Annotated in this window: 23 protein-coding genes and 1 tRNA gene; 7 read left to right on the top strand and 17 right to left on the bottom strand. The window is 60.0% G+C overall.

All coding sequences use genetic code 11. The features are described from left to right. Positions 1-119: 119 nt before the first annotated feature. Positions 120-1,322 carry a UbiH/UbiF family hydroxylase gene (locus CCGE531_RS09615; RefSeq protein ID WP_120663946.1) on the top strand — a complete coding sequence of 401 codons (1,203 nt, stop codon included), beginning with the start codon at positions 120-122 and terminating at the stop codon, positions 1,320-1,322. On the opposite strand, the gene CCGE531_RS09610 is transcribed toward CCGE531_RS09615, so the two are convergent. Both CCGE531_RS09610 and CCGE531_RS09605 read right to left on the bottom strand, forming a co-directional pair. Further along, positions 1,299-2,261, bottom strand: a complete 963-nt coding sequence (locus tag CCGE531_RS09610) for an AEC family transporter (RefSeq protein WP_120663945.1) — start codon at positions 2,259-2,261, stop codon at positions 1,299-1,301. The genes CCGE531_RS09615 and CCGE531_RS09610 overlap by 24 nt on opposite strands. 52 nt (positions 2,262-2,313) lie before the next feature. Beyond that, positions 2,314-3,066, bottom strand: a complete 753-nt coding sequence (locus tag CCGE531_RS09605) for a cytochrome c biogenesis CcdA family protein (RefSeq protein WP_120663944.1) — start codon at positions 3,064-3,066, stop codon at positions 2,314-2,316. A 283-nt stretch (positions 3,067-3,349) separates the two neighbouring features. Here CCGE531_RS09605 and CCGE531_RS09600 point away from each other — a divergent pair, with 283 nt between their 5' ends. Beyond that, complete coding sequence (locus tag CCGE531_RS09600) at positions 3,350-3,625, top strand: PsiF family protein (RefSeq protein ID WP_120663943.1); 276 nt, start codon at positions 3,350-3,352, stop codon at positions 3,623-3,625. A 770-nt stretch (positions 3,626-4,395) separates the two neighbouring features. Here CCGE531_RS09600 and CCGE531_RS09595 read toward each other — a convergent pair. Both CCGE531_RS09595 and CCGE531_RS09590 read right to left on the bottom strand, forming a co-directional pair. Next, a complete protein-coding gene (locus tag CCGE531_RS09595; protein WP_120663942.1) occupies positions 4,396-4,599 on the bottom strand; it encodes a hypothetical protein in 204 nt (67 codons plus the stop codon). Between the two features lie 484 nt (positions 4,600-5,083). Then, positions 5,084-5,159, bottom strand: a tRNA-Lys gene (locus CCGE531_RS09590). 374 nt (positions 5,160-5,533) lie between these two features. Between CCGE531_RS09590 and CCGE531_RS09585 the strand changes: the two genes are divergently transcribed. From CCGE531_RS09585 to CCGE531_RS09575, 3 genes are all read left to right on the top strand, one after another. After that, positions 5,534-5,791, top strand: a complete 258-nt coding sequence (locus tag CCGE531_RS09585; RefSeq protein WP_120663941.1) for a GlsB/YeaQ/YmgE family stress response membrane protein — start codon at positions 5,534-5,536, stop codon at positions 5,789-5,791. 210 nt (positions 5,792-6,001) lie between these two features. After that, a complete protein-coding gene (locus CCGE531_RS09580) occupies positions 6,002-6,208 on the top strand; it encodes a hypothetical protein (protein ID WP_120663940.1) in 207 nt (68 codons plus the stop codon). Between the two features lie 290 nt (positions 6,209-6,498). Continuing rightward, a complete protein-coding gene (locus CCGE531_RS09575; protein ID WP_120663939.1) occupies positions 6,499-7,113 on the top strand; it encodes a GntR family transcriptional regulator in 615 nt (204 codons plus the stop codon). Positions 7,114-7,271: 158 nt separating this feature from the next. On the opposite strand, the gene CCGE531_RS09570 is transcribed toward CCGE531_RS09575, so the two are convergent. The 5 genes from CCGE531_RS09570 to cysG form a co-directional block, all read right to left on the bottom strand. Next, complete coding sequence (locus CCGE531_RS09570) at positions 7,272-8,084, bottom strand: ferredoxin--NADP reductase (RefSeq protein ID WP_120663938.1); 813 nt, start codon at positions 8,082-8,084, stop codon at positions 7,272-7,274. Between the two features lie 244 nt (positions 8,085-8,328). After that, entirely contained in the window at positions 8,329-8,841 is a 513-nt protein-coding gene (locus tag CCGE531_RS09565; RefSeq protein ID WP_120663937.1) for a DUF934 domain-containing protein, read from the bottom strand. Positions 8,842-8,852: 11 nt separating this feature from the next. Continuing rightward, positions 8,853-10,532 (bottom strand): nitrite/sulfite reductase, encoded by a 1,680-nt coding sequence (locus tag CCGE531_RS09560; protein ID WP_120663936.1) that lies wholly within the window; start codon positions 10,530-10,532, stop codon positions 8,853-8,855. A gap of 17 nt (positions 10,533-10,549) precedes the next feature. Next, a complete protein-coding gene (locus tag CCGE531_RS09555; RefSeq protein WP_075852543.1) occupies positions 10,550-10,864 on the bottom strand; it encodes a DUF2849 domain-containing protein in 315 nt (104 codons plus the stop codon). A 3-nt stretch (positions 10,865-10,867) separates the two neighbouring features. Further along, a complete protein-coding gene (cysG, locus tag CCGE531_RS09550) occupies positions 10,868-12,304 on the bottom strand; it encodes a siroheme synthase CysG (protein WP_120666675.1) in 1,437 nt (478 codons plus the stop codon). Positions 12,305-12,596: 292 nt separating this feature from the next. Between cysG and CCGE531_RS09545 the strand changes: the two genes are divergently transcribed. Both CCGE531_RS09545 and mazG read left to right on the top strand, forming a co-directional pair. After that, entirely contained in the window at positions 12,597-13,184 is a 588-nt protein-coding gene (locus tag CCGE531_RS09545; protein WP_120663935.1) for a nucleoside deaminase, read from the top strand. Between the two features lie 22 nt (positions 13,185-13,206). Further along, positions 13,207-14,055, top strand: coding sequence for a nucleoside triphosphate pyrophosphohydrolase (mazG, locus tag CCGE531_RS09540; RefSeq protein ID WP_120666673.1), 849 nt, complete (start codon positions 13,207-13,209; stop codon positions 14,053-14,055). Positions 14,056-14,165: 110 nt separating this feature from the next. Here the strand turns inward: mazG and hflX are convergent, their stop codons facing one another. The 8 genes from hflX to dusB form a co-directional block, all read right to left on the bottom strand. Beyond that, on the bottom strand, positions 14,166-15,500 hold the full coding sequence (hflX, locus tag CCGE531_RS09535; RefSeq protein ID WP_120663934.1) for a GTPase HflX: 1,335 nt from the start codon (positions 15,498-15,500) through the stop codon (positions 14,166-14,168). Between the two features lie 78 nt (positions 15,501-15,578). Beyond that, a complete protein-coding gene (gene hfq, locus CCGE531_RS09530; protein WP_003539403.1) occupies positions 15,579-15,821 on the bottom strand; it encodes an RNA chaperone Hfq in 243 nt (80 codons plus the stop codon). A gap of 107 nt (positions 15,822-15,928) precedes the next feature. Further along, entirely contained in the window at positions 15,929-16,792 is an 864-nt protein-coding gene (locus tag CCGE531_RS09525; protein ID WP_120663933.1) for a D-amino-acid transaminase, read from the bottom strand. A gap of 49 nt (positions 16,793-16,841) precedes the next feature. Continuing rightward, on the bottom strand, positions 16,842-18,206 hold the full coding sequence (locus CCGE531_RS09520) for a sigma-54 dependent transcriptional regulator (protein ID WP_120663932.1): 1,365 nt from the start codon (positions 18,204-18,206) through the stop codon (positions 16,842-16,844). Continuing rightward, the gene (locus CCGE531_RS09515; RefSeq protein ID WP_120663931.1) at positions 18,196-20,469 is read right to left on the bottom strand and encodes a PAS domain-containing sensor histidine kinase; all 2,274 of its coding nucleotides are present in this window, start codon (positions 20,467-20,469) and stop codon (positions 18,196-18,198) included. Before CCGE531_RS09515 ends, CCGE531_RS09520 begins: the two co-directional genes overlap by 11 nt. A 283-nt stretch (positions 20,470-20,752) precedes the next feature. Then, positions 20,753-22,204, bottom strand: coding sequence for a nitrogen regulation protein NR(I) (gene ntrC / locus CCGE531_RS09510; RefSeq protein WP_120663930.1), 1,452 nt, complete (start codon positions 22,202-22,204; stop codon positions 20,753-20,755). Then, complete coding sequence (locus CCGE531_RS09505) at positions 22,201-23,358, bottom strand: nitrogen regulation protein NR(II) (RefSeq protein ID WP_120663929.1); 1,158 nt, start codon at positions 23,356-23,358, stop codon at positions 22,201-22,203. Before CCGE531_RS09505 ends, ntrC begins: the two co-directional genes overlap by 4 nt. After that, entirely contained in the window at positions 23,355-24,380 is a 1,026-nt protein-coding gene (gene dusB, locus CCGE531_RS09500; protein WP_205586494.1) for a tRNA dihydrouridine synthase DusB, read from the bottom strand. The genes CCGE531_RS09505 and dusB overlap by 4 nt, the downstream gene beginning before the upstream one ends. Positions 24,381-24,387: the final 7 nt, after the last annotated feature.

The raw sequence follows: 24,387 nt of genomic DNA, 5'->3' as shown, positions 1-24,387 counted from the left end.
GTCGATCCCGGCACGCTAGCGCGACTTGTTGTCATTTTCACCCATTGCGATGTTTCATCCCATGGATTTCAACAGGCTAAACGCTTATTTTCAGGACAAGAGGTAATTGAGGCATCGATATGAAGCAGATTGAAGTGGCCGTTATCGGCGGTGGCCTGGCCGGCATGATCACGGCATTCGCGCTCGCGCGCGGCGGAAGATCCGTCGCCCTTGTCGCCGCGCCGCACAACAAGGCCGACAAACGGACGACGGCGCTGATGGATCAATCGATCCGTTTTCTGGAGCGCTTGACGCTGTGGGAAAGGATCGCGCCTTCGGCTGCGCCGCTGACCACGATGCGCATCGTCGACGGCACTTCGCGGCTGCTGCGCGCTCCCACCGTCTCGTTCCGATCGTCCGAGATCGGACTGGACGCCTTCGGCTACAATATTCCAAACGCCGTATTGCTCGACAATCTCAGCGAAGCCATCGCAGCGGCAGGCAATATCAGCCGCATCGAAGCCTCCGCATCCGAAATCAGCTTCCGCGATGATGGGGCGACGATCGTCCTCGACAACCGCGATTCGATCGACGCGGCATTCGTCGTCGGCGCCGATGGCCGCAACTCGATGGTGCGCGAGACCTTGGGGATCAAGGTCAAGGGCTGGTCCTATCCCCAATCGGCGATGGTGCTGAACTTTGCGCATAGCCTGCCACATCAGAACATCTCCACGGAATTTCACACGGAAAGCGGCCCCTTTACACAGGTGCCTTTGCCCGGCAGGCGTTCAAGCCTCGTCTGGGTGCAGAAGCCGGCCGAAGCGGCCGCCAATGCGGAAAAGTCGCTCGAAGAGCTCGGCAGGCTGGTGGAGGAGCGGATGCAATCGATGCTCGGCCAGGTGACGGTCGAAGACAGCGTGCAGGTCTGGCCGCTTTCCGGCATGACGGCCTATCGCTTCGGCAAGGGCCGTGCCGTGCTGATTGGCGAAGCCGCGCATGTCTTTCCGCCGATCGGCGCCCAGGGGCTCAATCTCAGCCTTCGCGATATATTGGTGCTATCGGACATTCTCTGCTCGCGCGCCGACCAGCCAATCCCGGCGATATCGGGCGATAGTTTCGACCGCAAGAGACGCGCTGATATCGTCAGCCGGACAGCGAGCGTCGATCTTCTCAACCGCTCGCTTCTGTCGGATTTCCTGCCAGTGCAGATGCTGCGCGCCGCGGGGATGCATGTGCTTTCCGCCATTGCTCCGCTTCGCAATATCGTGATGCGCGAGGGTATCGAGCCCGGCGGCAGCTTCCGCAATTTTCCGTCGATATTACGGGAAAAGCTGCGCCGGTAAGGCGCCCGACTTTATCAAATAGAGAACGAGGGAAACCGTCACCACGGAACAGGCCGTGGTGATCAGGATGGTGGCGGATGCCCGCTCCTGCCAGACGCCGTATTGCTGGCCGATGACGAAGACATTCGTTGCCGTCGGCAGCGCCGCCAAAAGGACCGCCGCCGCGATCCAAATGGGATCGAATCCGCCGACGGCTTGCAGAACGATGTAGACGACAAGCGGATGCAGGATGAGCTTCACCGGCACGATATAACCGATCTCGACCGGAATCCGCTTCAACGGACGCAGAGCGAGCGTCACCCCCATGGCAAATAGTGCACAGGGTGCCGCTGCTTGCGCGAGATAATTGACAAATCGCTCGAAGGCGACGGGCTGATTGAGCGAAAGCGCGGCCACGACGAAACCCAGCGCGGTCGACAGGATGAAGGGGTGCAGCAGCACCTTGCCGGCGATATCCACAGCAAGCCGCCACGGAGAGCGCTTGTCGCCACCTTCCAGCGCCATCAAGGTGGGTGCCACGATGAAATGCAGCGCGTTTTCAAAACAGACGATCAATGCAACGGGAACGGCCGCCTTTTCGCCCAGCGCCAATAACGCAAGCCCCGGCCCCATATAGCCGATATTGCCGTAGGCGCCGGCAAACGCCTGGATCGTGCAGTCGGCCAGCGAATTGCGGCGCAGGAAGCGGCCGACCAGAAACAGCAGCAGGAAAATCGAATAGGTCGCGGCGATATCGGCGGCGATGAAGTCGATCCGCGTCAGCTGTTCGATCGGCGTCTGGGACACGAGCTTGAAGAACAGCGCCGGCAATGCGGCATAGATAATGAAGGTATTCAGCCAGCCGAGCGCTTCCGCCGGCTGCTTGGTAACGCGTGCGGCGACATAACCGATGAGGATCAGGCCGAAGAATGGCAGGAGCAGACCGACAATATCAGCCATCGGGGCATGTTCCATTTGCCGAGGAAAATAAGGGTGGAAGGTGCCGCCGGGCTTAACCGATTTTCATCAGGATTGGAAAGGTCTGCTGAAACCAGATCGCCATGTCGCTGACATAGCCGAAAATGAAGGCGAGACCGGTGAGCACCAGAAGCCCGCCCATGACCTTCTCGACCGTGCCGAGGTGACGGCGGAAGCGGGAGAGAAAGCTCATGAAGGCGCCGGAAAAGCCTGCGGCGATCCAGAAGGGAATGGCAAGGCCGAGCGAATAGACGGCAAGCAGGCCTGCGCCGGCGCCGACCGTCTCACGCGATGCGGCAATGCCAAGGATGGCGCCAAGCACCGGGCCGATGCACGGGGTCCAGCCGAAGGCGAAGGCAAGGCCCATGATATAGGCGCCCGTCAACGTCGCCGGCTTGCCGCCGCTTTGGAAGCGTGCCTCGCGGGCCAGAAGGCCGATGCGGAAAAGGCCGAGGAAATTCAGCCCCATGATGACGATGATGAGACCGCCGATCTTGGCGAGGATATCCAGGTGCTGGCGCAGCAGCAGCCCTATAGAGGAGGCGCCGGCCCCGAGCGCAACGAATACCGTGGCGAATCCCAAAGTGAAAAAGAGTGCCGACACCAGCACATTGCCGCGAACGTTCGGTGCCGCTGCGGCAGCCGCGCCGCCGCCGCGAAACTGCTCGACCGAGATTCCCGCCATGTAGCAGAGATAAGGCGGCACGAGCGGCAGCACGCAGGGTGAAAGAAACGAAAGCGCTCCAGCGAGCAATGCACTCAGAAGCGAGATATCGGCAAGCGACACGGTGGACTCCGGCTATGTCATTTCGATTCCTTCCTAACGTTGCAATGGTGCGAAAGCCAATCACCTTTTCGAGCGGAGCCGATCACATTTCCTGAAAGTCAAGGGAACGATCACAGCTCCGCCAATGCGCGAATTTACGAGTTATCGGGAATTATCGGGCGCGACCAACTGCCGCGGAGCGGCCCAACGAACGAATTGCTTTTGCAAAAATATTGGTTCAAGCTGCCATTGTTCGTCGAACAACGTACATTCCATCCAAGTTTCTTAACGGAGGAAAAGCCCCATGCGAATTGCTACTATGTTCACGACTGTTGCCTTTGTCGCGCTCTTCAGCGTCAGCGCCATGGCTCAAACCGCGACTACCCCCAGCACCACGACAACGACCCCCAGTACAACGATGTCGACGCCTTCGACGAGCATGCCCAAGCCGAAAGCAATGAAGCCGGCCCAGACTGCTGTGTCCAAGGCATGTTCGACCCAGGCCGATGCCAAGGGGCTGCATGGGAAGGCGCGCGCCAAATTCCGTAGCGACTGCAAGAAGAATGGCGGCAAGGTCTAAGGCCTAGATACGTCTCACGCGACGGTCAACTTTACCGTTGAGATGGCGGTAGAGTTGATCGTTGCGACCGGTTCGTCACCTCACACCATAAGCCTGGCGGATATGCTCGCGTGCGGTATCGAAAGAGCGCACGCCTGATAGCAGACGTTTACCGTTACTGCATAATTCCTTAAATCGGAATCGATTTAAGGATGAAAATTATGCGGCAGCTTTAAAGTGCTACAGCGACCTTTGCGCGTCACATATGACGCGCGGTGCTGTAGTCCTTTCACGTTCGCGATCGATGCCATCAGCGCCGGTGCGATGATTATATGGTTCCCTCGGAACTGCCGCTGTCACGGCAGCAATGTTTCGCAACAAACGAGACAAACGCCAGAAACCCGCTGAAATTACAGCTCATTCCTGTCCGGTCGAATCAATGGACGGAGCAGGAAATTGAAACCAGCCGTAAATTCTCCCCCTTCTGAAGCCCCTCCTCTTTCTGAAGAGATACCGCATGCCAACTATCTTGCGGCCTGCCTTTTTGCTCCTGAACCTTCCCTCGGAAGCTTGGTGAGCGCAGCGACGGAATCGGGTTGGAAACGGGATTATGTTCTCCTTGCAATTATGGCTATCGTCTTGGGCGCCGGTGCATTCGTGAACGGTAGAGAGCGAGGTGACTGACGAGGCTCCGGCGCCGTCGGCCAACCGAATGCCGCTGAGGCCGCCAGCCCCTTGGCCCGGCGCACGGCAATGCCTATGCAGCCATCGAAACAGTGAACCGCCATGGCTCACTCCTTCTTCGGCTTGAGCTCCCTCGTTGCCGGATCGACCTTGCCGCCAGCGAGCCTGTTGCGAGGATCGGCAACGAGCTCGGCATTGTCCTTATTCTTTGCTGCCCGAGCTGGATCACGTGCCTTGCTGTGCTGAATCTTCGCCAGCGCCTGCTTATCTTCGTTTCCGTCCCGCGGATCATGCGACCGATCGTTTGCCAAGATACGTCTCCTCTTTGTCGGAAGGGAAACTCGGTCGATTCGATTCCGTTCCAAGGGACCCGGTGAGGCTTTAAGGACGTCGAAATGATGAAACAATAAAGCGCCATACTTTTAGCGACACATAATATAAGAATACGACAATCGATGCGAAACGAATCATGAATTCCAGCGTTTAAACGGCACTCCCCAGCATTTAAATGTCACCGCTAGGTGAGGAACCTGATCATGACGGCGATCGAAAGGAAGAAGTTCGCTCGGCTTGTTATGCTGATATTGCTGCCGATCTTCGGCGGCCTGACGGCGGTTGCGATCGTAGCGCTCTCGGCAATCGCTTAGTGCCGACCGCATTGCCCAGCCGCCTCGAAATGAGGGCTGCAGGAGCTGATATCAAGTGAGAGAGTTTTGGGATTTCCCTGAGCGTGGGACCGCGGGACTTGCGCACAGTCCAAAAAACCCCACTAACACAAGCTAAGTTGTTGATTTCTGGTGAGAGCGATGGGGCTCGAACCCATGACCTACTGATTAAAAGTCAGTTGCTCTACCGACTGAGCTACGCTCTCCCTCTCCGCAGGCAGATGCTGCCTCGGCTGGAAGTGCGCGGAACATATGCAGACGCCCTATTGCGGTCAACCCATAAAATAGAGGTTGTTATGACCCGAAGATGCTTTTCCTCGTCTCCAGGTGACGAAATAGCGGCGGCGAGCCAGAAAAACGCCCCTTGCTCAGCAAAGTTGGAAATCGGACGCCGTAAAGAGCCTCCTTGGCAAGGCAACCGATTCTCATGGGCGCAAACAACCGTAGCAATTTCCCTTAATAATCAGGGTTGCAAAGATCGGTTCCATCGGCGCGCCATCGGCAACTGTTGGGGTGCGAATCGTTTTTGGTGTATATCGGTTATTGTTAACAACCTGTCGGGCCCTCAGGAGGTTCTTTTATGGAAGACGCAAACGTAGGTTGGATTGCAGCAATTGTCATCGGCGGTTTAGCTGGCTGGTTCGCCGAGATGATCATGAAGAGCAACACCGGCATATTCATGAACATCATCCTCGGCATCGTTGGAGCGCTCGTCGCCAGCTGGCTGTTCCGTGCCCTCGGCATCGCGCTGCCGTTCCATGTATGGCTGAACTATCTGGTCACGGGTTTCATCGGTGCCTGCATCCTCATTTTTATCGGCCGACTGATCAGGCGATAACGACAGATCGAGCGGGACACGCCCGAATCGGGAAGAGGAAAAGGGAAGGCGGGACGTCCCGCCTTCCCTTTTTGTTGCATGAATTTCGGGCAAAAAACCGGACGCGAAAATCCAATAAGCTGATCTGAAAGATCACATTCCGCTTCAAGGCCTTTCCAACCCCAAGCTCGGCGCTATCTACCAAAGAGGAAGCGAAAGGAGGTTGGAAACATGACGCAAAACGCCAATCGGACAACCACCCGAAAAGTCATTCGAGGCCGCCCTTACAGCATCGCCGAATTTGCGCGGAAATATCGCCTCGACGACGCGGAAGCAAAGCGCCTCTTCTATAAGTTCGGACCATCATCGACGGAACTGGACCTGCTCATGGCGGCCAAGCGGAAGCCACCAACCCTCTCCACCGCGATCGGCCCGTGATGCGTGGCTCTTTCCACTAAACGCATCGCGGCCGTTCGGATTCGCTCCCTGCGCTTCAGGTTCTCGATTTTGGGCATGTCGTCTTCGTAAAACCGCCGCACATTTCTGTGCGCCAGGCTTTAGGCTTGCGGGTTGCCACGAAGATCGTCGACGTCCGATCCGGATCATCAATGTATACGGATCGGATAGAAGGCGGGCTAAATGCCATCCTGATATATCACAATCGGTTGCCTTCGATGACGCCAGATGACACTTTGCGCCATCCAATCCCATGCCGGAAACCGCCTCGAATGCAGAATTCGCTTAGCCACCTCGCTTATCTCGCGCTCGAGTATTCGATCGTGACGCTCGAACTGAAGCCAGGCGCCCTTATTACCGAAAAGCAGCTGATCGAGATGGCTGGGCACGGGCGAACCCCGGTGCGCGAGGCGATCCAAAAGCTTGCCTGGCAGGGGCTGATCCATGTGCGGCCGCGCGTCGGTCTGCAGATCGCGGAGATTCGGCCCGAGGACCATCAATTCGTCATGCAGGTCAGGCGCGAACTTGAGCCGATCGCGGCCGCGCTCGCCGCCACGCACGCTGACCAGCAACAACGCGAACAATTGCAGGAATGCGCGCTCCTGATGACGGATTGCGCCACGACCGGCAACCTGCCCGGCTTTTTCGCCGCCGACAAGGCGTTCGATGAGCTTCTGAAAGCCGCCTGTCCCAACAATTTCATTACGGCGGCGCTCGGCCCAGTGCAGACGCATGCGCGCCGGCTCTGGTATTCCACGAGAACGCATGATCGCATGGGCCGGGCGATATCAATGCATGTTCAGGCAATAGATGCCATCCGCAACGGCAATGCCGACCATGCGCGCGCCGCCATGACCTCGCTCATCGATTATATCAGCAGCCCATGAAAAAGGCGGCTTCGTCGCCGAAACCGCCTCTCTGTCCACATATCGACAATTCGTCTAAAGCATGTCGCGCAAAAGTGCGCAGCGGTTTTGCGATAACGGCATGCGAAAAATCAAACGCTTAAAACGCACGGAGCGAATCTGAAAGATCGCGACGCGTTTTAGCCGACGAAAGCGCGTTCGATGACGAACTCGGCCGGATTGTTGTTGGCGCCTTCGTTCAGGCCGGCCTTTTCGAGCAGGACCTTGGTGTCCTTCAGCATGGCGGAGGAGCCGCAGATCATACCGCGATCAATCGCGGGATCGAGCGGAGGCACACCGAGATCGCTGAAAAGCTTGCCGTTCTCGATGAGATCGGTGATGCGACCCGTGAAGGGGAACTCCTCGCGGGTGACAGTCGCATAGTGGCGCAGCTTGTCGCCGACGACTTCGCTCAGGATTTCATCGTTGCGGATTTCCTCGACGATATCGAAGCCGTATTTCAGTTCGGCGACGTCGCGCGTCGTGTGGGTGAGGATGACTTCCTCATACTTCTCGTAGGTTTCCGGATCGCGGATCAGGCTCGCAAACGGCGCGATGCCGGTGCCGGTGGAGAACATGTAGAGGCGACGGCCGGGCGTCAGCGCATCCAGAACCAGCGTGCCCGTCGGCTTCTTGCGCATCAGCACCTCGTCGCCGGGCTTGATGTTCTGCAGGTGCGATGTCAACGGACCGTCCGGCACCTTGATGGAAAAGAATTCGAGCTCGTCGGCCCAGGCGGGGCTTGCGATCGAATAGGCGCGATAAAGCGGCTTGCCATCGACCATCAGGCCGATCATGGCGAACTCGCCGGAGCGGAAACGGAAGCCTTGCGGCCGGGTCATGGTGAAGCGAAAGAGCCGGTCGGTATAATGCGTAACGCTCAGCACCTTCTCGGCGAAGACGCCGGCCGGTACTGCTGAAGCAAATTCATCTGATTTGGCGGGGGCGTTCATTCTATCTCGGATCCCGTATCTGTCTTACGCGTTTTTCCTGGCACGTCTTTCCTGGCAGGCTCATTTTGCGATGCTGATATTATAGTACAGCCGGTATTGAAAGGCATTCCATTCTATCCGGCGGCATGGGACTGAAATATGTCTATTTCGGTCAAGATTCCAGCATGCCAACATTACAGCTATCGATGGGCATGAATGCGGCAATCCGATATTGTCAAATCGCCGCATCCCAGGCCTATCGAAATCAGGCCGACTTTGCCGGCAACCGCCGCCAACTATAGGCCTGCCCGCCTTCAGCCTTGCGCGCGGTTGGCTGATAGTAGTGCGGAATGCCCGGCAGGCGGTTTTCCGAAAGACGCTTCAGTGCCGTCTCGTTGGTCACGGCGAAACTATCAATGCCGACGCGCAGCATCAACGGTACCTGGTCGATCAGCACATCACCGACGGCCCGCAGCTCGTTGGCATAGCCGAGACGCTGGCGCAGCAGCGAGGCATGGCTGAAGGCGCGGCCATCGCTGAACGCCGGAAAGGCAACGGCGACAATGTCGAGACGATCCAGATAGGGCTGCAGCCGCGTCACATCATCAGCCGGCTTGATGACGACGCCGAGGCCGGCCTCGTTGCTTTCTTCTGCCTTTGCTATCAGTGCATCGAGGCCGAGCAGAGGCTTCTGCGTCTCGGCCGCCTTGACCTCGTCGGTCTCGATCACCCAAGGATCGTTTTCAACAAAGCCGGTTTCCCGCCAGATCTTGGTCATAGCCAATCTCCTTACGCCGCTTCGGCTGCCGACGAAGATGCGCCGTAGAGCGCGATCTTGAACGGCTGCGGCCCGACGCGACGATAGGCGGTCAGGAAGGTTTCGGAAGGATCCAGACGGAGGCCGAGATAGGTATCGACGATGGTCTCGATGGCATCGGTCACCTTGTCGGGCTCGAAGCCGCGACCGATGATCTCGCCGATCGAGGTGTTCTCGTCGCCGGAGCCGCCAAGCGTGATCTGATAGAGTTCCGCGCCCTTCTTCTCGACGCCAAGCAGGCCGATATGGCCGACATGGTGGTGGCCGCAGGCATTGATGCAGCCGGAAATCTTGATCTTCAGCTCGCCGATCTCAGCCTGGCGCTCGGCCGAGCCGAAGCGCGTGGAAATCTCCTGCGCGACCGGGATGGAGCGCGCATTGGCAAGCGCGCAATAATCGAGGCCGGGACAGGCGATGATGTCCGTGATCAAGCCGGCATTCGCCGTTTCCAGGCCGTTGGCGACGAGGCCGCGATAGACGGCTTCGAGATCGGCGAGCGCCACATGCGGCAGGATGAGGTTCTGCTCGTGGCTGACGCGGATCTCGTCGAAGGCATATTCCTCGGCAATGTCGGCCACTGCCTCCATCTGCGCATCCGAGGCGTCGCCCGGAATACCGCCGATCGGCTTCAGCGAAATCGTCACCATGCCGTAATCGGGGTTCTTGTGCGGCTGCACATTCTGCTGCACCCAGCGCGCGAAGTCCGGATCGGCCTTCTTCCAGCGCGCCAGGCTTTCCCAGCCCTCGGCGCGCTGCGGCAGTGCCGGCAGTGCGAAATAGGTCGAAATCGCCTGAACGTCGGCTTCCGGCAGCTTCAGTTCGGTATCCCTAAGCTTGTCGAATTCGACTTCGACCTGACGCGCCAGTTCCTCGGCGCCGGTTTCATGCACGAGGATCTTGATGCGCGCCTTGTACTTGTTGTCGCGGCGGCCGTGCAGATTGTAAACGCGCATGATCGCCGTCGTGTAGGACAGGAGATCCTCTTCCGGCAGGAAGTCGCGGATCAGCTTGGCGATCAGCGGTGTGCGGCCCTGCCCGCCTCCGACGTAAACGGCAAAGCCGATCTCGCCCTTGTCGTTCTTCTTCAGATGCAGGCCGATGTCGTGCACCTGGATCGCGGCGCGGTCGCGCTCGGCGCCGGTGACGGCGATCTTGAACTTGCGCGGCAGGAAGGAGAATTCCGGGTGAACCGACGACCACTGCCTGAGGATTTCGGCATAAGGCCTGGGGTCGGCGACTTCGTCCGCCGCAGCGCCGGCAAAATGATCGGCCGTCACGTTGCGAATGCAGTTGCCCGAGGTCTGGATGGCGTGCATCTCGACTGAGGCGAGATCGGCCAGCGCGTCCGGCATCTCGGAAAGCTTCGGCCAGTTGAACTGCAGATTCTGGCGCGTGGTGAAGTGGCCATAGCCGCGGTCATAGGTGCGGGCGACATGAGCGAGCATGCGCATCTGGCGCGAGCTCAGCGTGCCATAGGGAATGGCGATGCGCAGCATATAGGCATGCAGCTGCAGATAGACGCCATTCATCAGGCGCAGCGGCTTGAAGGCATCTTCCGAAAGCTCACCCGAGAGGCGTCGCTCCACCTGATCGCGAAACTGGGCAACCCGTTCCGCAACAAAGGCGTGGTCGAATTCATCGTAACGATACATGACTTCCTCGGGACTTCTCAGACTGCAATGAAATCGGGATCGGCCGCGGCATAGCCCGGCGCGTATTCCATGGTGGGGCCTTCGGCGCGGATACGCTCGCGCAGGCGCAGCGGCCAGAGCTTGCCGCCGGTTTCCTGAACATCGATCAGATTGACATCGACGACCTTGTTGTCTGCATAAGCCTGCTTGCCAATCGCTTCCAGTGCGGCTTCCGCTTCGGCATGGCGCGCGACCAGCGCCTCCTGCAGTGATACCACCCACTCACCATTGGCATTCAGCCAAACGGCGACGCCATCGGTGAGCCGGTTTGCGGTCAGAACCTTGTCGACCATGAATCAGCTCCTTGCATAGTCTTGAGCAACGGCCTCACGACGGACCAGCGGCTCGGATTGTTCAAAATTCGCACCGGCGACGGCATCGCCGATAATGACCATGACCGGCCCGCTCAACTCGTCGCGATGCTCGAGATCGGGCAAATCCCGCAGGATGCCGTGCATCAGGCGGCGATCGCGGCGGCTCGCATTCTCGATGATGGCAACGGTCGTCTCGGGCGGCAGGCCGGCCTGCATCAGGCGGCCGGCGACGGAAGCGGCGACCGTGCGTCCCATATACACCGCAATCGTGGCGCCGGATACGGCCAGGCTCGCCCAATCGGGCAGCACATCGCCTGTGAGATCATGACCCGTGGTGAAGACCAGCGATGAGGCGACGCCGCGCAGCGTCAGCGGCAGTTCGAAATCCGCGGCGGCGGCGAAGGCTGAAGTGATGCCGGGAACGATCTCATAGCCGATGCCGGCCGCACGCAGAGCCGCCATTTCCTCGCCTGCACGACCGTAAACCAGCGGATCGCCCGACTTCAGCCGCACGACGCGCTTGCCTTCACGGCCGAGCTGCACCAGCAGATCGTTGATCTCTTCCTGCGACTTGCTGTGGCATCCCTTGCGCTTGCCGACGGACAGGCGCTCGGCATCGCGGCGTCCCATGTCGACGATCGCCTGCGGCACCAGGGCATCATAGACGATAACGTCGGCTTCCATCATCACGCGCTGCGCCCGCAACGTCAGCAGATCCTCCGCGCCGGGGCCGGCGCCGACCAGCCAGACGCGACCTTCAACTTCGCGCGACGACTGCAGCAGCTCATCGGCTGCCTGCTCTGCCCGCGCGAGATGGCCGGCATTGACGGCATCGGCGACAGGTCCGGAGAAGAACCGCCGCCAGAAGACGCGACGCGCAACGCCGCGCGCAACGAGACGCTCGACCGGCTTGCGGTAGCGCGTCGCAAAGTCAGCCAGCTTGCCGAGCGACGGCGACAGCATCTGGTCGATCTGCGCACGGATCATCTGCGCCAGCACCGGACCGGCACCCTCGGTGCCGATGGCAACGGCCACGGGAGCGCGATTGACCAGCGCCGGCGTGTAGAAATCGCAATAATCGGGCTGATCGACGGCGTTCGCCGGAATTCGCTCAGTGCGGGCGGCATCGACGATCGCGCGATCCGCCTCGGCGTCGCCGGTGGCGGCAAATACCAGGGTCGCACCCTTGACCTGATCGGCTGAAAAATCGCCGCGTACGGTTTCGATGCGATTGGCGATCAGGAAAGCATGATAGTCAGCCTCGGGCGCCGGCGCATAGGCGACGATCCTTGCCTGCGTGTTCATGAGCAGCCGCGCCTTGGCGAAGGCCTCATCACCATTGCCGAAGACAGCCGCTACCCTTCCTTCCACACGAAAGAAGGCGGGAAACACTGAAAGCTGTTCAGTCCTGGGAGGCATCATGGTTCCACTTCGAGATTTGGCGAATATCGCCCTTGCTGCCAAGAGATTGAAGAAACAGAAATTCTAATGCCCATGCGTGCGCGTATTCTTTTGCTCGACATGATAAGGATTTGAGCAAAACTCACCAGACGAGCAGATCGAGATAAATATAGGAAATCTATAGATTTTTATGATTGACTGTCGCCTGCGGCGATTTTATTGCCTGTGACAAACTTGGTCCATACGTCATTTGCGCATTCCGCCGCTTGCGCAATGCCGATAGACTGGCACCAAAACTCTGGAGAGATCCTTGTCCGACAACAGCATCGCAGCCCGCCTTCTCGACGTCGTGGAGCACGACATCCTACCCCTGACCCGTAAGGGCGTGACCGCCGGAAACAAAGTCTTCGGTGCGGCTATCCTGCGCAAATCCGACCTTTCGCTTGTTATCGCCGAAACCAACAACGAATTGGAGAACCCGCTGTGGCACGGCGAGGTTCATGCCCTCAAGCGCTTCTACGAACTTGGCGAAAAGCCCGTGACCAAGGATCTGATCTTCCTGTCCACCCACGAACCCTGCACCATGTGCATGTCGGCGATCACCTGGGCCGGGTTCGACAATTTCTATTATTTCTTCAGCCATGAGGACTCCCGCGACGCTTTCGCGATCCCGCACGATCTCAAGATCTTGAAGGAGGTCTTCGGCCTGGAACCGGGCGGTTATCGCCGCCAAAACGCATTCTGGAACAGCTTTGCCGTCTCCGACCTTGTGGAAACGGAAGCCGATCCGCGCAAAGGCGAGCTGAAGGACCAGACGGCGCGCATCAAGCGGGCCTATGCCGGTCTCTCCGAGAACTACCAGGCGTCGAAGAGCAGCAACGACATCCCTTTGAATTGATAGAGCAAGACCCGAGGCAATGATGGAAGCATCGCGAGACATAAGCGGCCTGATCGACATCATGGCGGCGCTGCGAAACCCCGAAAGCGGCTGCCCCTGGGATATCGTCCAGACCTTCGAGACCATCAAGCCCTACACCATCGAAGAGGCCTATGAGGTCGCGGATGCGATCGAGCGCAAGGATACCGACGACCTTTGCGACGAGCTCGGCGATCTCCTACTGCAGGTCGTTTTCCATGCGCGGATCGCCGAGGAGGCGGGCGCGTTTTCCTTCGGTGACGTCGTCCATGCCATTTCGCGCAAAATGATCCGCCGCCATCCGCATGTCTTTGCCGTCTCGGATGCCAAGACCGAGGACGCGGTGACGCTGCAATGGGATCGGATCAAGGCTGAAGAGAAGCGCGAGCGGGCCGAGCGTCGGGCCAAAAGTGGCATTACCGAGGATTTCAAGGCTGGTTTCCTGGGCTCGGTTCAACGCACCTTCCCTGCCTTGACGGAAGCGTTGAAATTGCAGGAGCGCGCCGCCAAGGTCGGCTTCGACTGGTCGGCGCCCGAGCCGATCCTCGACAAGATTGAGGAGGAGATCGGCGAATTGCGGGCAGCACTCGCAAGCGGCGACAGGGCCAAGGTCAGCGACGAACTCGGCGACCTGATCTTCGCCGTCGTCAATATCGGCCGGCACGTGAAGGCCGATCCGGAGCAGGCCTTGCGCGGCACGAACACGAAATTCCGCCGCCGCTTCCATCATATCGAGACGACGCTTGAAGCCGCTGGCGAGACGCTCGAAGGCGCCTCGCTGGAGCGGATGGAAGAAATCTGGCAGTCGGCAAAAGCCATAGAGCGGCAGCTCGCGGGCGTGAAAACGGCCTAAAGCGCGTCGCGATCTTTCAGATTCGCTTCTGGCGCTTTAGGCCCTTGAATTTGCGCATGTCGTTCTCGCAAAACCGCTGCACACTTTTGCGCGACATGCTTTAACGCCGCCTATTCCCAATCCTCGCGCTGCGGCTTGGGGCCATTGCCCATGCGCCGCTCCAATTCCGCAGCCTCAGTCTCGGTCAGGCGGACGTCCAACGTCACGGTGCCGTCCTCGTTATCCTCGCGGTTATCGACGATGGCATGATTGTAAAGCCAAGGCAGCAGCGCCAGCTTTTCGACGGGCAGCGTGATCGTCGTTTCCGTCAGTACACCGGAGAGACGCCGGCTGATTTCGTCCATCAGATGATCGACGCCCTCGCCGCTTTTCGCCGAAACGGCAATGACGTTTTCTGATGTCGAAGCCTTCTGCACGATGGCATCGTGAGCTTCCGGCTCCAGGCGGTCGATCTTGTTCCAGACCTCGAGAATGCGCTCGGCGCCTTCGGCCTCGCCGATGCCGAGATCGCCGAGGATGCGCATCACGTCAGCGCTCTGAACCTGATTGTCGTCGTCCGAAAGATCGCGCACATGCAGGATCAGGTCGGCTTCCAGAACCTCTTCCAGTGTCGCTCTGAATGCTGCCACAAGGTGAGTCGGCAGGTCGGAAATGAAGCCGACGGTATCGGAGAGGATGACGGTACGGCCATGCGGCAGCTTCATGCGGCGCAGCGTCGGGTCGAGCGTCGCAAACAGCATGTCTTCCGCCAGAACGCCGGCACCGGTAATGCGGTTGAACAGCGTCGATTTGCCGGCATTGGTATAGCCGACCAGGGCCACGATCGGATGCGGCACTTTCCGGCGCTTGGCGCGATGAAGCTGGCGGGTGCGAACCACCTGCTCCAGCTCGCGCTCCAGCCGGATAATCCGCTCCTGCAGCATCCGCCGGTCGGCTTCGATCTGGGTTTCGCCCGGGCCGCCCATGAAACCGGCACCGCCGCGCTGACGTTCAAGGTGGGTCCAGCTTCGAACCAGCCGGCCCTTCTGATAGTTCAAATGCGCGAGCTCGACCTGCAGCGTGCCTTCCTTGGTGGAGGCGCGGCGACCGAAGATTTCAAGGATAAGGCCGGTGCGGTCGATGACCTTGGCGTTCCATGCCTTCTCGAGATTGCGCTGCTGCACCGGCGTCAACGGATGATCGACGATGACGAGGCCGGCGTTGAACTCGTCGAGCAACGCGAGGATTTCCTCGATCTTGCCGGTTCCCAGCAGCGTTGCCGGCCGTGGATCGTTGATCGGCACGATGGAACCGTTAACCACCTCGAGATCGATCGCCAAAGCGAGGCCTTTGGCCTCTTCCAGTCGGCTTTCGGGCGGGCGTGAGACGGAATTGGCGCTATCGGCCTGAGCGGAACGCGCCGCGCGCGCCTGTTTCAACACAGGCACGACGACGACAGCGCGCATATCATCCCGGTGTTTTACGGACTCCGGGATAAGGGAATCATTTTTGGTATCGCGTGTCGTGATAGTAACAAATCCCAGTTAGGATGCGGCTTCTTCGCTCTCGAACATCTGCATCGGCTGACCCGGCATGATCGTCGAGATCGCATGCTTGTAGACGAGCTGCGAATGGCCATCGCGGCGGAGCAGGACGCAGAAATTGTCGAACGAGGTTACGACACCCGTGAGCTTCACGCCGTTAATCAAGAAAATTGTCAGTGAAATTTTTTGCTTGCGAACAGTATTGAGAAACAAGTCCTGCAAGTTTTGAGAACGTTCCGCCATCGCGCCGCTTCTTTCTTTTTTGCCGACCTAGGCCGGTTAAATGTCATGATATACAGAGGTCCCAGACAGGAGATATCCTCAATCTCTCCCCCCAGCGAATGTTGGTATCAAATCGCAGTCTTTTCCGCAACGTCGAAAAAGGCTTCACGAATTTTCTGTGACATGCTGCCCGGATGACCGTTTGCAATGGTCTCACCATCGATAGAAATGACCGGAAAACATATACTTGTCGCCGCGGTGATGAAGACTTCGCGGGCCTTCATCATCTCCTCGACGGAGAAGAATCGCTCGATAATCGTCACGTCCAACTTCGCTGCAATGTCCATCAGGGTCGTGCGTGTGATGCCGCGCAGGATGCCGTGCTCGGCCGGGCGGGTGACGAGATTGCCGTCATGATCGACGATCCAGACGTTGGTCGCGGCCCCTTCCTTCACCATGCCGTTGTGGTCGATATAGATCGCTTCCTGGGCGCCGGCCTCCTTGGCCTGCTGTCGAGCCATCGCGTTCGGAAGCAGGCCGACAGACTTGATATCGACCCGGTCCCAGCGATTGTCGCGGAGGGTGATCGCCTTGATGCCATCGGCATTCTTCCTGGCAATCACGGACTGATCGGTGCTCTTGGCGGTGACGACGATAGAGGATGGCGTGCCGGCCGGCGGGAAGACGTGATCGCGCCGGGCAACGCCGCGCGTCACCTGCAGATAGAACAAGCCGTTGCGGACATGATTGCGGCGCAGCGTCTCGCGAATCACGACGATCAGCGCCGAGCGCGTCATCGGCCAGGCGATACGCAGCTCGCTCAGCGAACGGTTGAGGCGATCGAGATGGCGCGTCAGGTCGACGATCACACCATGGCGAACCTCGCATACTTCATAGACGCCATCGGCGAACTGGTAGCCGCGATCCTCGATATGCACCATGGCATCGCTGTGCTTGACGTAGCAGCCGTTGACATAAGCTATTCTCGGCATGGAAGCCCCTGATCAGAATTCTACGATGTTGACGTATCGAGCTGGCCGGTCAGACGCCCAGCGACTTCAGCTTGCGGTGCAGCGCCGAACGCTCCATGCCGACAAATTCCGCCGTGCGCGAGATATTGCCGCCGAAGCGGTTGATCTGGGCAATGAGATAATCGCGCTCGAACATTTCACGCGCTTCGCGCAGCGGCAGCGTCATGATGTGATAATCGTTCTTGGCGGACACCTTCGGCAGCATGTCGCCGAGGTCGGTCGGCAGCATTTCCGCCGTGATCGGCGTTTCCGCGCCATCGGAACGCGCGAGGATCATCAGCCGCTCGATATTGTTGCGCAGCTGGCGGATGTTGCCCGGCCAGTCATGCGCCTGCAGCACGGCCATGGCGTCGTCGCCGATCCGGCGCGAACGGATCCCGGCCTGCTCGGAAATCTGCCGCATGAGCTGATCGACGAGGAAAGGAATATCCTCCCGACGCTCGGCAAGGGCGGGCACGCGGACGGGCACGACGGCCAGACGGTGATAGAGATCCTCGCGGAACAGGCCATCGGCGATGCGGCTCTCAAGGTTATAGGCCGTGGACGAGATGATACGAACGTCCACCTTAACGCGCTTGGAACCGCCGACGCGCTCGAACTGCTGATCGACGAGCACGCGCAGGATCTTGTTCTGCGTCTCGCGCGGCATTTCGCCAACTTCGTCGAGATAGAGGATACCGCGATGAGCCTCTTCCAGGGCGCCGATCTTGCGCGCCTGCCCCGGCGACCCTTCTGTGCCGAAGAGGGCGATTTCCATGCGCTCAGGCGTGATGGTCGCGGCGTTCAGCGCCACGAAGGGACCGTTGGCGCGGGTCGACTTCTTGTGCACCATCCGGGCAACGAGTTCCTTGCCGGAACCGGACGGACCGAAGATCATGACGCGGCTGTTGGTGGGCGACACCTTGTCGATCGTCTGGCGCAGCTGCGAAACGGCAACCGACGTGCCGATCAGCTCCACGGCGTCGCCGGTGCGGCGCTTCAGTTCGGAGACTTCGCGCTTCAGCTTGGAATTCTCCAAAGCGCGCTCGGCAATCAAGATCAGGCGATCGGCCTTGAACGGCTTTTCGATGAAGTCGAAGGCGCCTCGCTTGATGGCGGAGACGGCCGTCTCGATATTGCCGTGACCGGAGATCATGACGATGGGCAGTTCCGGATGACGTGCCTTGATTTCGTCCAGCAGCGCCAGACCGTCGAGCTTGCTGCCCTGCATCCAGATATCGAGGAAGATCAGCCGCGGCGCACGATCTGAAATCGCGGCGAGCGCGCTGTCGCTGTCATGCGCCGTGCGGGTTTCGTGCCCTTCATCCGAGAGAATCCCCGAAACGATTTCGCGAATGTCTTCCTCGTCGTCCACTACGAGAATGTCAGATGCCATAAACGCTTTCCTTGTCACTTGCTGTCTGGGCGACGGCGGCCTGCTCACGGCGCGGCAGATGCACGCGGATCATGGCCCCCCTGCCCTGGTCGAAATCGGCGGGTGCATCGTGGAGTTCGATCTGCCCGCCATGGTCTTCAATGATCTTCTTGACGATGGCGAGACCGAGGCCGGTACCCTTCTCGCGCATGGTCATGTAGGGTTCGAGAATGCTGTGCCGGTTCTCCACCGGCAGGCCGCGGCCATTGTCGATGACATCGACGGTGAAACGATCCCGCTCCGAATCCAGGGACGAACGCACCAGGACCTTCGGCTGTTCGCGCGCCTGATCGCTCGGCACGCCTTCGATCGCCTCGACGGCATTCTTGATGAGATTGCCGAAGGCTTGGCCGAGCATGCGGGCATCGAACATGCCCTCCAGCCGTTCGTCGCCCAGCTCACGCTCGAATTTGACGTGGCTGTTGCCCATCTCGCGCAGGAATACGGCATCGCGCAGGATATCGCGCAGATCGCTCGGCTCCATGGTCGGCTTCGGCATACGGGCAAAGGAGGAGAACTCGTCGACCATGCGGCCGATATCGCCCACCTGCCGGATGATCGTATCCGTGCACTGGTCAAAGACCGGACGGTCGGCATCGGCGATGTTCTTGCCGAAACGGCGGCGGATGCGTTCCGCCGACAGCTGGATCGGCGTCAGCGGGTTCTTGATCTCATGCGCGATGCGGCGCGCGACGTCGGCCCAGGCGGTCGAGCGCTGCGCGATGACCAGATCGGTGATGTCGTCGAGCGTGATCACGTAGGATTCGTTGGCGTCGCGCGATTCCTCGCGCGTCACCTGGACACTGAGCGTGCGCACCGTTCCGCCGCGAACGAGGCTGATCTGCTTGCGGAAATCACTGCGATGGCGCGTCGTCGCCTCGGTGACGACCTGATCGACCTCGGGGGAAATTTCCGACAAGTTCTTGCCGATGAGCTCTTCGCTCTTCAGCGTCAGCAGATCCTCGGCCGAGGTATTGACGATGGTGATGCGCCGGTCGTGCTCGACGCCGATCACTGCCGCCGTCACGCCCGACAGAACGGCCTCGATGAAGCGCCGGCGGTCATCGACCTCATCCTTCGCTTCCAGGATTTCATCGCGTTGCGTGCGGATTTCCGAGATCATCTTGTTGAAGGTACGCGACAGGCTGCCGACGTCGCCATCGGCCGAGCGCACGGGCACCAGCACGTTCATATTGCCCGAGGCGACATTATCCGCCGCACTGATGAGGAGACGGATCGGCCTGACGATACGGTCGGCGATCGCGATGGCGGTCCAGATCGCGGCCAACAGCACGATGAGTGCAAAGCCGATGTAAAGAACGGCGAAGGCGATCTGGAGCGACATGCGCCCCGCTTCCATCGCCTTGTATTCGACGGTGTTATCCTCCACCATCCGCATGGCGTTCATGACGCGCGGGTCGACAGCGCGCACGGTGTAGAGGAACGAGCCGGGGATTTCATCGAGCTTGATGACCGCGCCGACGAGGTTGGTCACTCCCGGCGGAATGAGCGTCGGCTGACCGTTGGCGGAGGAATCGAGCGCATCCTTCGGGATGGCCGGCAGCGGCCGCTCGGTCTTGATCTCGGCCTGGACGATGGCGGTGCCGTCGCGGCGCACGAGGAAGGCGCCCAGCAAGCCGCGCCCGCGCGCCTGACGGGTCATCAGATCGGCAAAACCGGTGCGGTCGAGATTGAAGAGCGAGCGATTGCGCTCCAGGTCGTTCGCCATCGATACGGTCTGCCCCTGCAGATAGCTCGCATTCTCCATCAGGTAGGCTTGCGCGACGTTCTGCGAGGAACTGATGATCTGCTGCGTGCGCACGCCGAACCAGCGGTCGAGGCCGACATTGAGCGTCAGGCTGGCAACGATGGCGACAAGGATTGCCGGCGTGATCGCCACTATCGAGAAAAGAACGACGATGCGGATATGGAGCCGCGCCGCGGCGCGACCACGGCTGCGTGCCTTGACCAACCGGCCGACCTCGCGGGCGATCAGCGCAATCAAACCCAATACGAAGAGGCCGTTGATCACGACCGAAGTGAAGACGACGGAGGACGTCGGCGCGATCGGCGTCAGCCCGAGGAGCATCAGCAAGGTCGCGATGGCGCACAGAAGCGCCCCACCGGCCAGGATCAGACCCGGCAAGGCAAAGGAAGCACGGCGGTCCGTCACCTTGACAACCGCCTCGTCGCTCGCCGCCGGCGACACCGCGTCCTGCATCATTCCCATCAATCTCCACGCCCGAGCGACGGTCTACGCCCTGGTCAAATCGCACGCCACTATTGGCATCCGTGCGCGCGACAGGCAAAGGCGGGAACTGTCGTTCGGTTTCGCACAGGAGCGAAACCTTTACTTCACGTCACCCTTGCAACGGGCTGAAAAATCAGACGAACTCTCACTTTTAGGAGAGAAAGTCAGACGAGTGTCCACTGCAAAAACGACGAATCAACTGCGTGACCTTTAAGCAACGCATTGTGGCGAAAATGCAACGCATCGGATTGCATTGTCAAGCCGTTCGGGAGCTTCTGTAAACCGAAACTCCCAGTTCTCTGATCTTTTTGCGCAGCGTATTGCGGTTCAGGCCCAAAAGATCGGCTGCCTTGATCTGATTGCCGCGCGTCGCGGTCAGGGCCGCGAGAATCAACGGATATTCCATTTCCGTCAACACGCGGTCATAAAGGCCGGGCGGAGGCAGATTTTCGCCGAAACCGGCGAAGTAAGTCCGCATGTTTTCCTCCACCGCCTGGGCGATGGTCATGGACCCGGTACGGACCGGGCCCTTTTCGATCGGGCTGTCGGGAACGTCGGCCCGCAATTCCGCGTCGATGATTTCCTTGGTGATGACATCCTGCGGATAAAGCGCCATCAGCCGGCGGATGAGGTTTTCCAGTTCACGGACGTTGCCCGGCCAGGGGTAGGCCTTCATCAGCTCAAGCGCTTCCTGATCGAAGCGTTTGGAACCGAGCCCCTCCTTTTCGGCCTGCTGTATGAAATGACGCACCAGATCGGGAATATCCTCGGCACGGTCACGCAACGGCGGCAGGCGAAGCGGCACGACGTTCAGGCGGTAGTAAAGATCCTCGCGGAACAGGCCCTGATTGATCGCCTGCTTCAGATCCTTGTTGGTTGCAGCAACGATGCGAACGTCGGTGCGGATCGGCGTGCGGCCGCCGACCGTCGTGTATTCGCCCTGTTGCAGCACGCGAAGGAGGCGTGTCTGCGCATCCATCGGCATGTCGCCGATTTCGTCGAGGAACAGCGTGCCGCCCTCGGCCTGCTCGAAACGACCGGTCGAGCGGGTCTGCGCGCCGGTGAAAGCGCCCTTCTCATGGCCGAACAGCTCGGATTCGATCAGGTCGCGCGGGATCGCGGCCATGTTGATCGCTACGAAAGGACCGTTGCGGCGCTTGCCGTAGTCATGCAAGGCGCGCGCCACCAGCTCCTTGCCGGTGCCGGATTCGCCGGTGATCATCAGCGTCAGATCGGTCTGCATCAGGCGCGCGAGCACGCGGTAGATTTCCTGCATCGCGGCCGAACGTCCGACAAGCGGCATGCCATCCTGCATATCGTCTTCGATCTTCGCCGGCTTGCGCTTCGGCTCGGACAGGGCACGGCCGACGATCGCGATCAGCTCGGTCAGGTCGAACGGCTTCGGCAGATAGTCGTAAGCGCCTTTCTCGGATGCCTTGATTGCCGTCATGAAGGTATTCTGCGCGCTCATGACCAGCACGGGCAGATCCGGTCTCGCCTTCTTGATGCGCGGCAGCAGGTCGAATGCGTTTTCGTCAGGCATGACGACGTCAGTTACGACGAGGTCGCCTTCGCCGGCCGAGACCCAACGCCAGAGCGTGGCGGCGTTGGATGTAATGCGCACATCGTAACCCGCGCGGCTCAGAGCCTGGTTGAGCACGGTGCGGATGGCCGCATCGTCATCGGCGACAAGGATCGTGGCTGTCATCGAGTAGTCCCTGTAGAGTTCGGAAGGGGGGCATCTTCTGAGGTGATGCCCTTGGAGGCAGGCATCAAAACGCGGAAAGTGGTGCGATGGTTCTGGCTGTCGCATTCGACGATGCCACCATGGTCGCCGATGATCTTGGCGACCAGCGCAAGGCCGAGGCCGGTTCCATTCGTCTTCGTGGTGATAAACGGGTCGAAGAGATGCGGCACGAGATCGGACGGCACGCCGGGACCATTGTCGATGACGCAGAATTCCAGCGGCAGGGAGATCTTCTCGCGCGTGCCGGCGACCGAAAGCCGGATGCCGGGGCGATAGGCCGTCGTCAGCATGATCTCGCCGTCCTGCCGGTCGCCGACCGCCTCGGCGGCATTCTTCACCAGATTGAGGAAGACCTGCACGAGCTGGTCCCGGTTTGCGAAGACCGCCGGCAGTGACGGGTCGTAATTCTCGGAAAGCTTGATGTTGCGGGCAAAGCCGGCCTTGGCGACTGCCTTCACATGATCGAGCACGGAATGGATGTTGACGGGGACGCGATCGACCGGCCGCTCGTCGGAGAAAACCTCCATGCGATCGACCAGCGAGACGATACGATCAGTCTCGTCGCAGATGAGGCGCGTCAGGGCGCGGTCGTCGTCCTCGACGGACTGCTCGAGCAGCTGCGCCGCGCCGCGAATGCCCGACAAGGGATTCTTGATTTCATGCGCCAGCATGGAAGCAAGACCGGTGACCGAGCGGGCGGCGGCGCGGTGCGTCAACTGCCGGTCGATCTTGTCCGCCATGGAGCGTTCCTGGAACACAACCACCACGGAGCCTGGATCGCTGGAAACCGGCGCGACATAGATATCCACCAGTTTGTCTTGCCCCAGGCGCGGCGAGCTCAGGTCGACGCGATATTCGTTGACCGGCCCACGGCGCTCGCGCACCTGATCGATCAGCGCCAGCAAGGGGCTGCCGAACGGGATGAAGGTCGAAATCTTGTAGCGCGACAGATGCGAGGCGCTGGCGCCAAAGAAGGCCTCAGCCTCCCAGTTGGCGAATGCAATCAAACCCGCTTCGTCGACCATCACGACGGCGTTCTGGATTGCGTTGAGAACGGCCATGGCCATGGAATTGGCCGTGTTATCCACGCCTTCGGAGCTGGATTTCGAAGTCATGCAGCCTCCTGGACGTATTGGGCGAGATCGGCGCCTGCCAACAGCGCGGCATGGAAGGATGCAGCCACCTCGCCGCTCTCCTTCGACGTCATGATTTTCGCCTTGTCGGCACCTGTCGTCGTCGGCGCATAGCGATCGAGATACCAAGCCAGATGCTTGCGGGCATGGCGAATGCCGACGGCTTCTCCATAGAACTCCAGCATCATGCGATAATGTTCGAGCGCGATCTCGACGATCTCCTCGCGGCCCGGCTCGCGATGACCGGCCAGAACGCCCGCATGCCACGGACGGCCCTGGCAGCCACGGCCGATCATGACGGCATCGGCCCCCGAGCGCCGCAGGATTTCCCGCGCGTCTTCCGCCGTCTCGACATCGCCATTGGCGACAAGCGGGATGGAGACGGCATCGCGAACGGCACGGATCGCATCCCAATCCGCCCTGCCTTCATAGAACTGCATGCGCGTGCGACCATGAATGGTGACGAGCCGGATACCCGCCTCCTCGGCACGGCGCGCGATATCAGGCGCGTTGATGGAATTTTCATCCCAGCCAAGCCGCATCTTCAAGGTCACGGGGATGTTCACCGCGCGGACCGTCGCCTCGATTAAAGTCAACGCGTGGTCGGGATCGCGCATCAGCGCCGAGCCGGAATAGCCGCCGATCACCTTCTTGGCCGGGCACCCCATATTGATATCGATGATATCGGCGCCGTTATCTGCGGCAATCTTCGCCGCCTCGGCCATCCAATGCGCCTCGCGGCCGGCAAGCTGCACCATATGCGGCTTCAATCCCGCGCTCTTCAGACGCGCCCAGGATTCGGCCGTATCCTGGACGAGCTCACGGCTGGCAACCATTTCGGTGACGACCAGGCCCGCGCCGTAACGCAAGGCGAGCTGCCGGAAAGGAAGATCGGTCACGCCCGACATCGGCGCCAGAATCACGCGATTTCGGATGGGCACAGAACCGATGGAAAATGGAGCTGCAAGCAGGGAAGAAAGCAAATGATTATCTTTCGGGCACATCATACAT

The sequence above is a fragment of the Rhizobium sp. CCGE531 genome (assembly GCF_003627795.1).
Taxonomy (GTDB): domain Bacteria; phylum Pseudomonadota; class Alphaproteobacteria; order Rhizobiales; family Rhizobiaceae; genus Rhizobium.
Note: the sequence above shows the minus strand (reverse complement) of the source record. Positions and strands in the feature narration are given on the sequence as shown.

Excerpts from the sequence above, each read along its gene's own strand:
- CCGE531_RS09565 (WP_120663937.1), bottom strand. The coding sequence starts at position 8,841 with ATGACCAAGATCTGGCGGGAAACCGGCTTTGTTGAAAACGATCCTTGG.
- dusB (WP_205586494.1), bottom strand. The coding sequence starts at position 24,380 with ATGTGCCCGAAAGATAATCATTTGCTTTCTTCCCTGCTTGCAGCTCCA.
- CCGE531_RS09585 (WP_120663941.1), top strand. The coding sequence starts at position 5,534 with ATGGAAGACGCAAACGTAGGTTGGATTGCAGCAATTGTCATCGGCGGT.
- cysG (WP_120666675.1), bottom strand. The coding sequence starts at position 12,304 with ATGCCTCCCAGGACTGAACAGCTTTCAGTGTTTCCCGCCTTCTTTCGT.
- CCGE531_RS09525 (WP_120663933.1), bottom strand. The coding sequence starts at position 16,792 with ATGCCGAGAATAGCTTATGTCAACGGCTGCTACGTCAAGCACAGCGAT.
- CCGE531_RS09555 (WP_075852543.1), bottom strand. The coding sequence starts at position 10,864 with ATGGTCGACAAGGTTCTGACCGCAAACCGGCTCACCGATGGCGTCGCC.
- CCGE531_RS09515 (WP_120663931.1), bottom strand. The coding sequence starts at position 20,469 with ATGATGCAGGACGCGGTGTCGCCGGCGGCGAGCGACGAGGCGGTTGTC.
- mazG (WP_120666673.1), top strand. The coding sequence starts at position 13,207 with ATGGAAGCATCGCGAGACATAAGCGGCCTGATCGACATCATGGCGGCG.
- CCGE531_RS09610 (WP_120663945.1), bottom strand. The coding sequence starts at position 2,261 with ATGGCTGATATTGTCGGTCTGCTCCTGCCATTCTTCGGCCTGATCCTC.
- ntrC (WP_120663930.1), bottom strand. The coding sequence starts at position 22,204 with ATGACAGCCACGATCCTTGTCGCCGATGACGATGCGGCCATCCGCACC.
- hfq (WP_003539403.1), bottom strand. The coding sequence starts at position 15,821 with ATGGCGGAACGTTCTCAAAACTTGCAGGACTTGTTTCTCAATACTGTT.
- CCGE531_RS09505 (WP_120663929.1), bottom strand. The coding sequence starts at position 23,358 with ATGACTTCGAAATCCAGCTCCGAAGGCGTGGATAACACGGCCAATTCC.
- CCGE531_RS09520 (WP_120663932.1), bottom strand. The coding sequence starts at position 18,206 with ATGGCATCTGACATTCTCGTAGTGGACGACGAGGAAGACATTCGCGAA.
- CCGE531_RS09580 (WP_120663940.1), top strand. The coding sequence starts at position 6,002 with ATGACGCAAAACGCCAATCGGACAACCACCCGAAAAGTCATTCGAGGC.
- CCGE531_RS09600 (WP_120663943.1), top strand. The coding sequence starts at position 3,350 with ATGCGAATTGCTACTATGTTCACGACTGTTGCCTTTGTCGCGCTCTTC.
- CCGE531_RS09570 (WP_120663938.1), bottom strand. The coding sequence starts at position 8,084 with ATGAACGCCCCCGCCAAATCAGATGAATTTGCTTCAGCAGTACCGGCC.
- CCGE531_RS09575 (WP_120663939.1), top strand. The coding sequence starts at position 6,499 with ATGCAGAATTCGCTTAGCCACCTCGCTTATCTCGCGCTCGAGTATTCG.
- hflX (WP_120663934.1), bottom strand. The coding sequence starts at position 15,500 with ATGCGCGCTGTCGTCGTCGTGCCTGTGTTGAAACAGGCGCGCGCGGCG.
- CCGE531_RS09615 (WP_120663946.1), top strand. The coding sequence starts at position 120 with ATGAAGCAGATTGAAGTGGCCGTTATCGGCGGTGGCCTGGCCGGCATG.
- CCGE531_RS09560 (WP_120663936.1), bottom strand. The coding sequence starts at position 10,532 with ATGTATCGTTACGATGAATTCGACCACGCCTTTGTTGCGGAACGGGTT.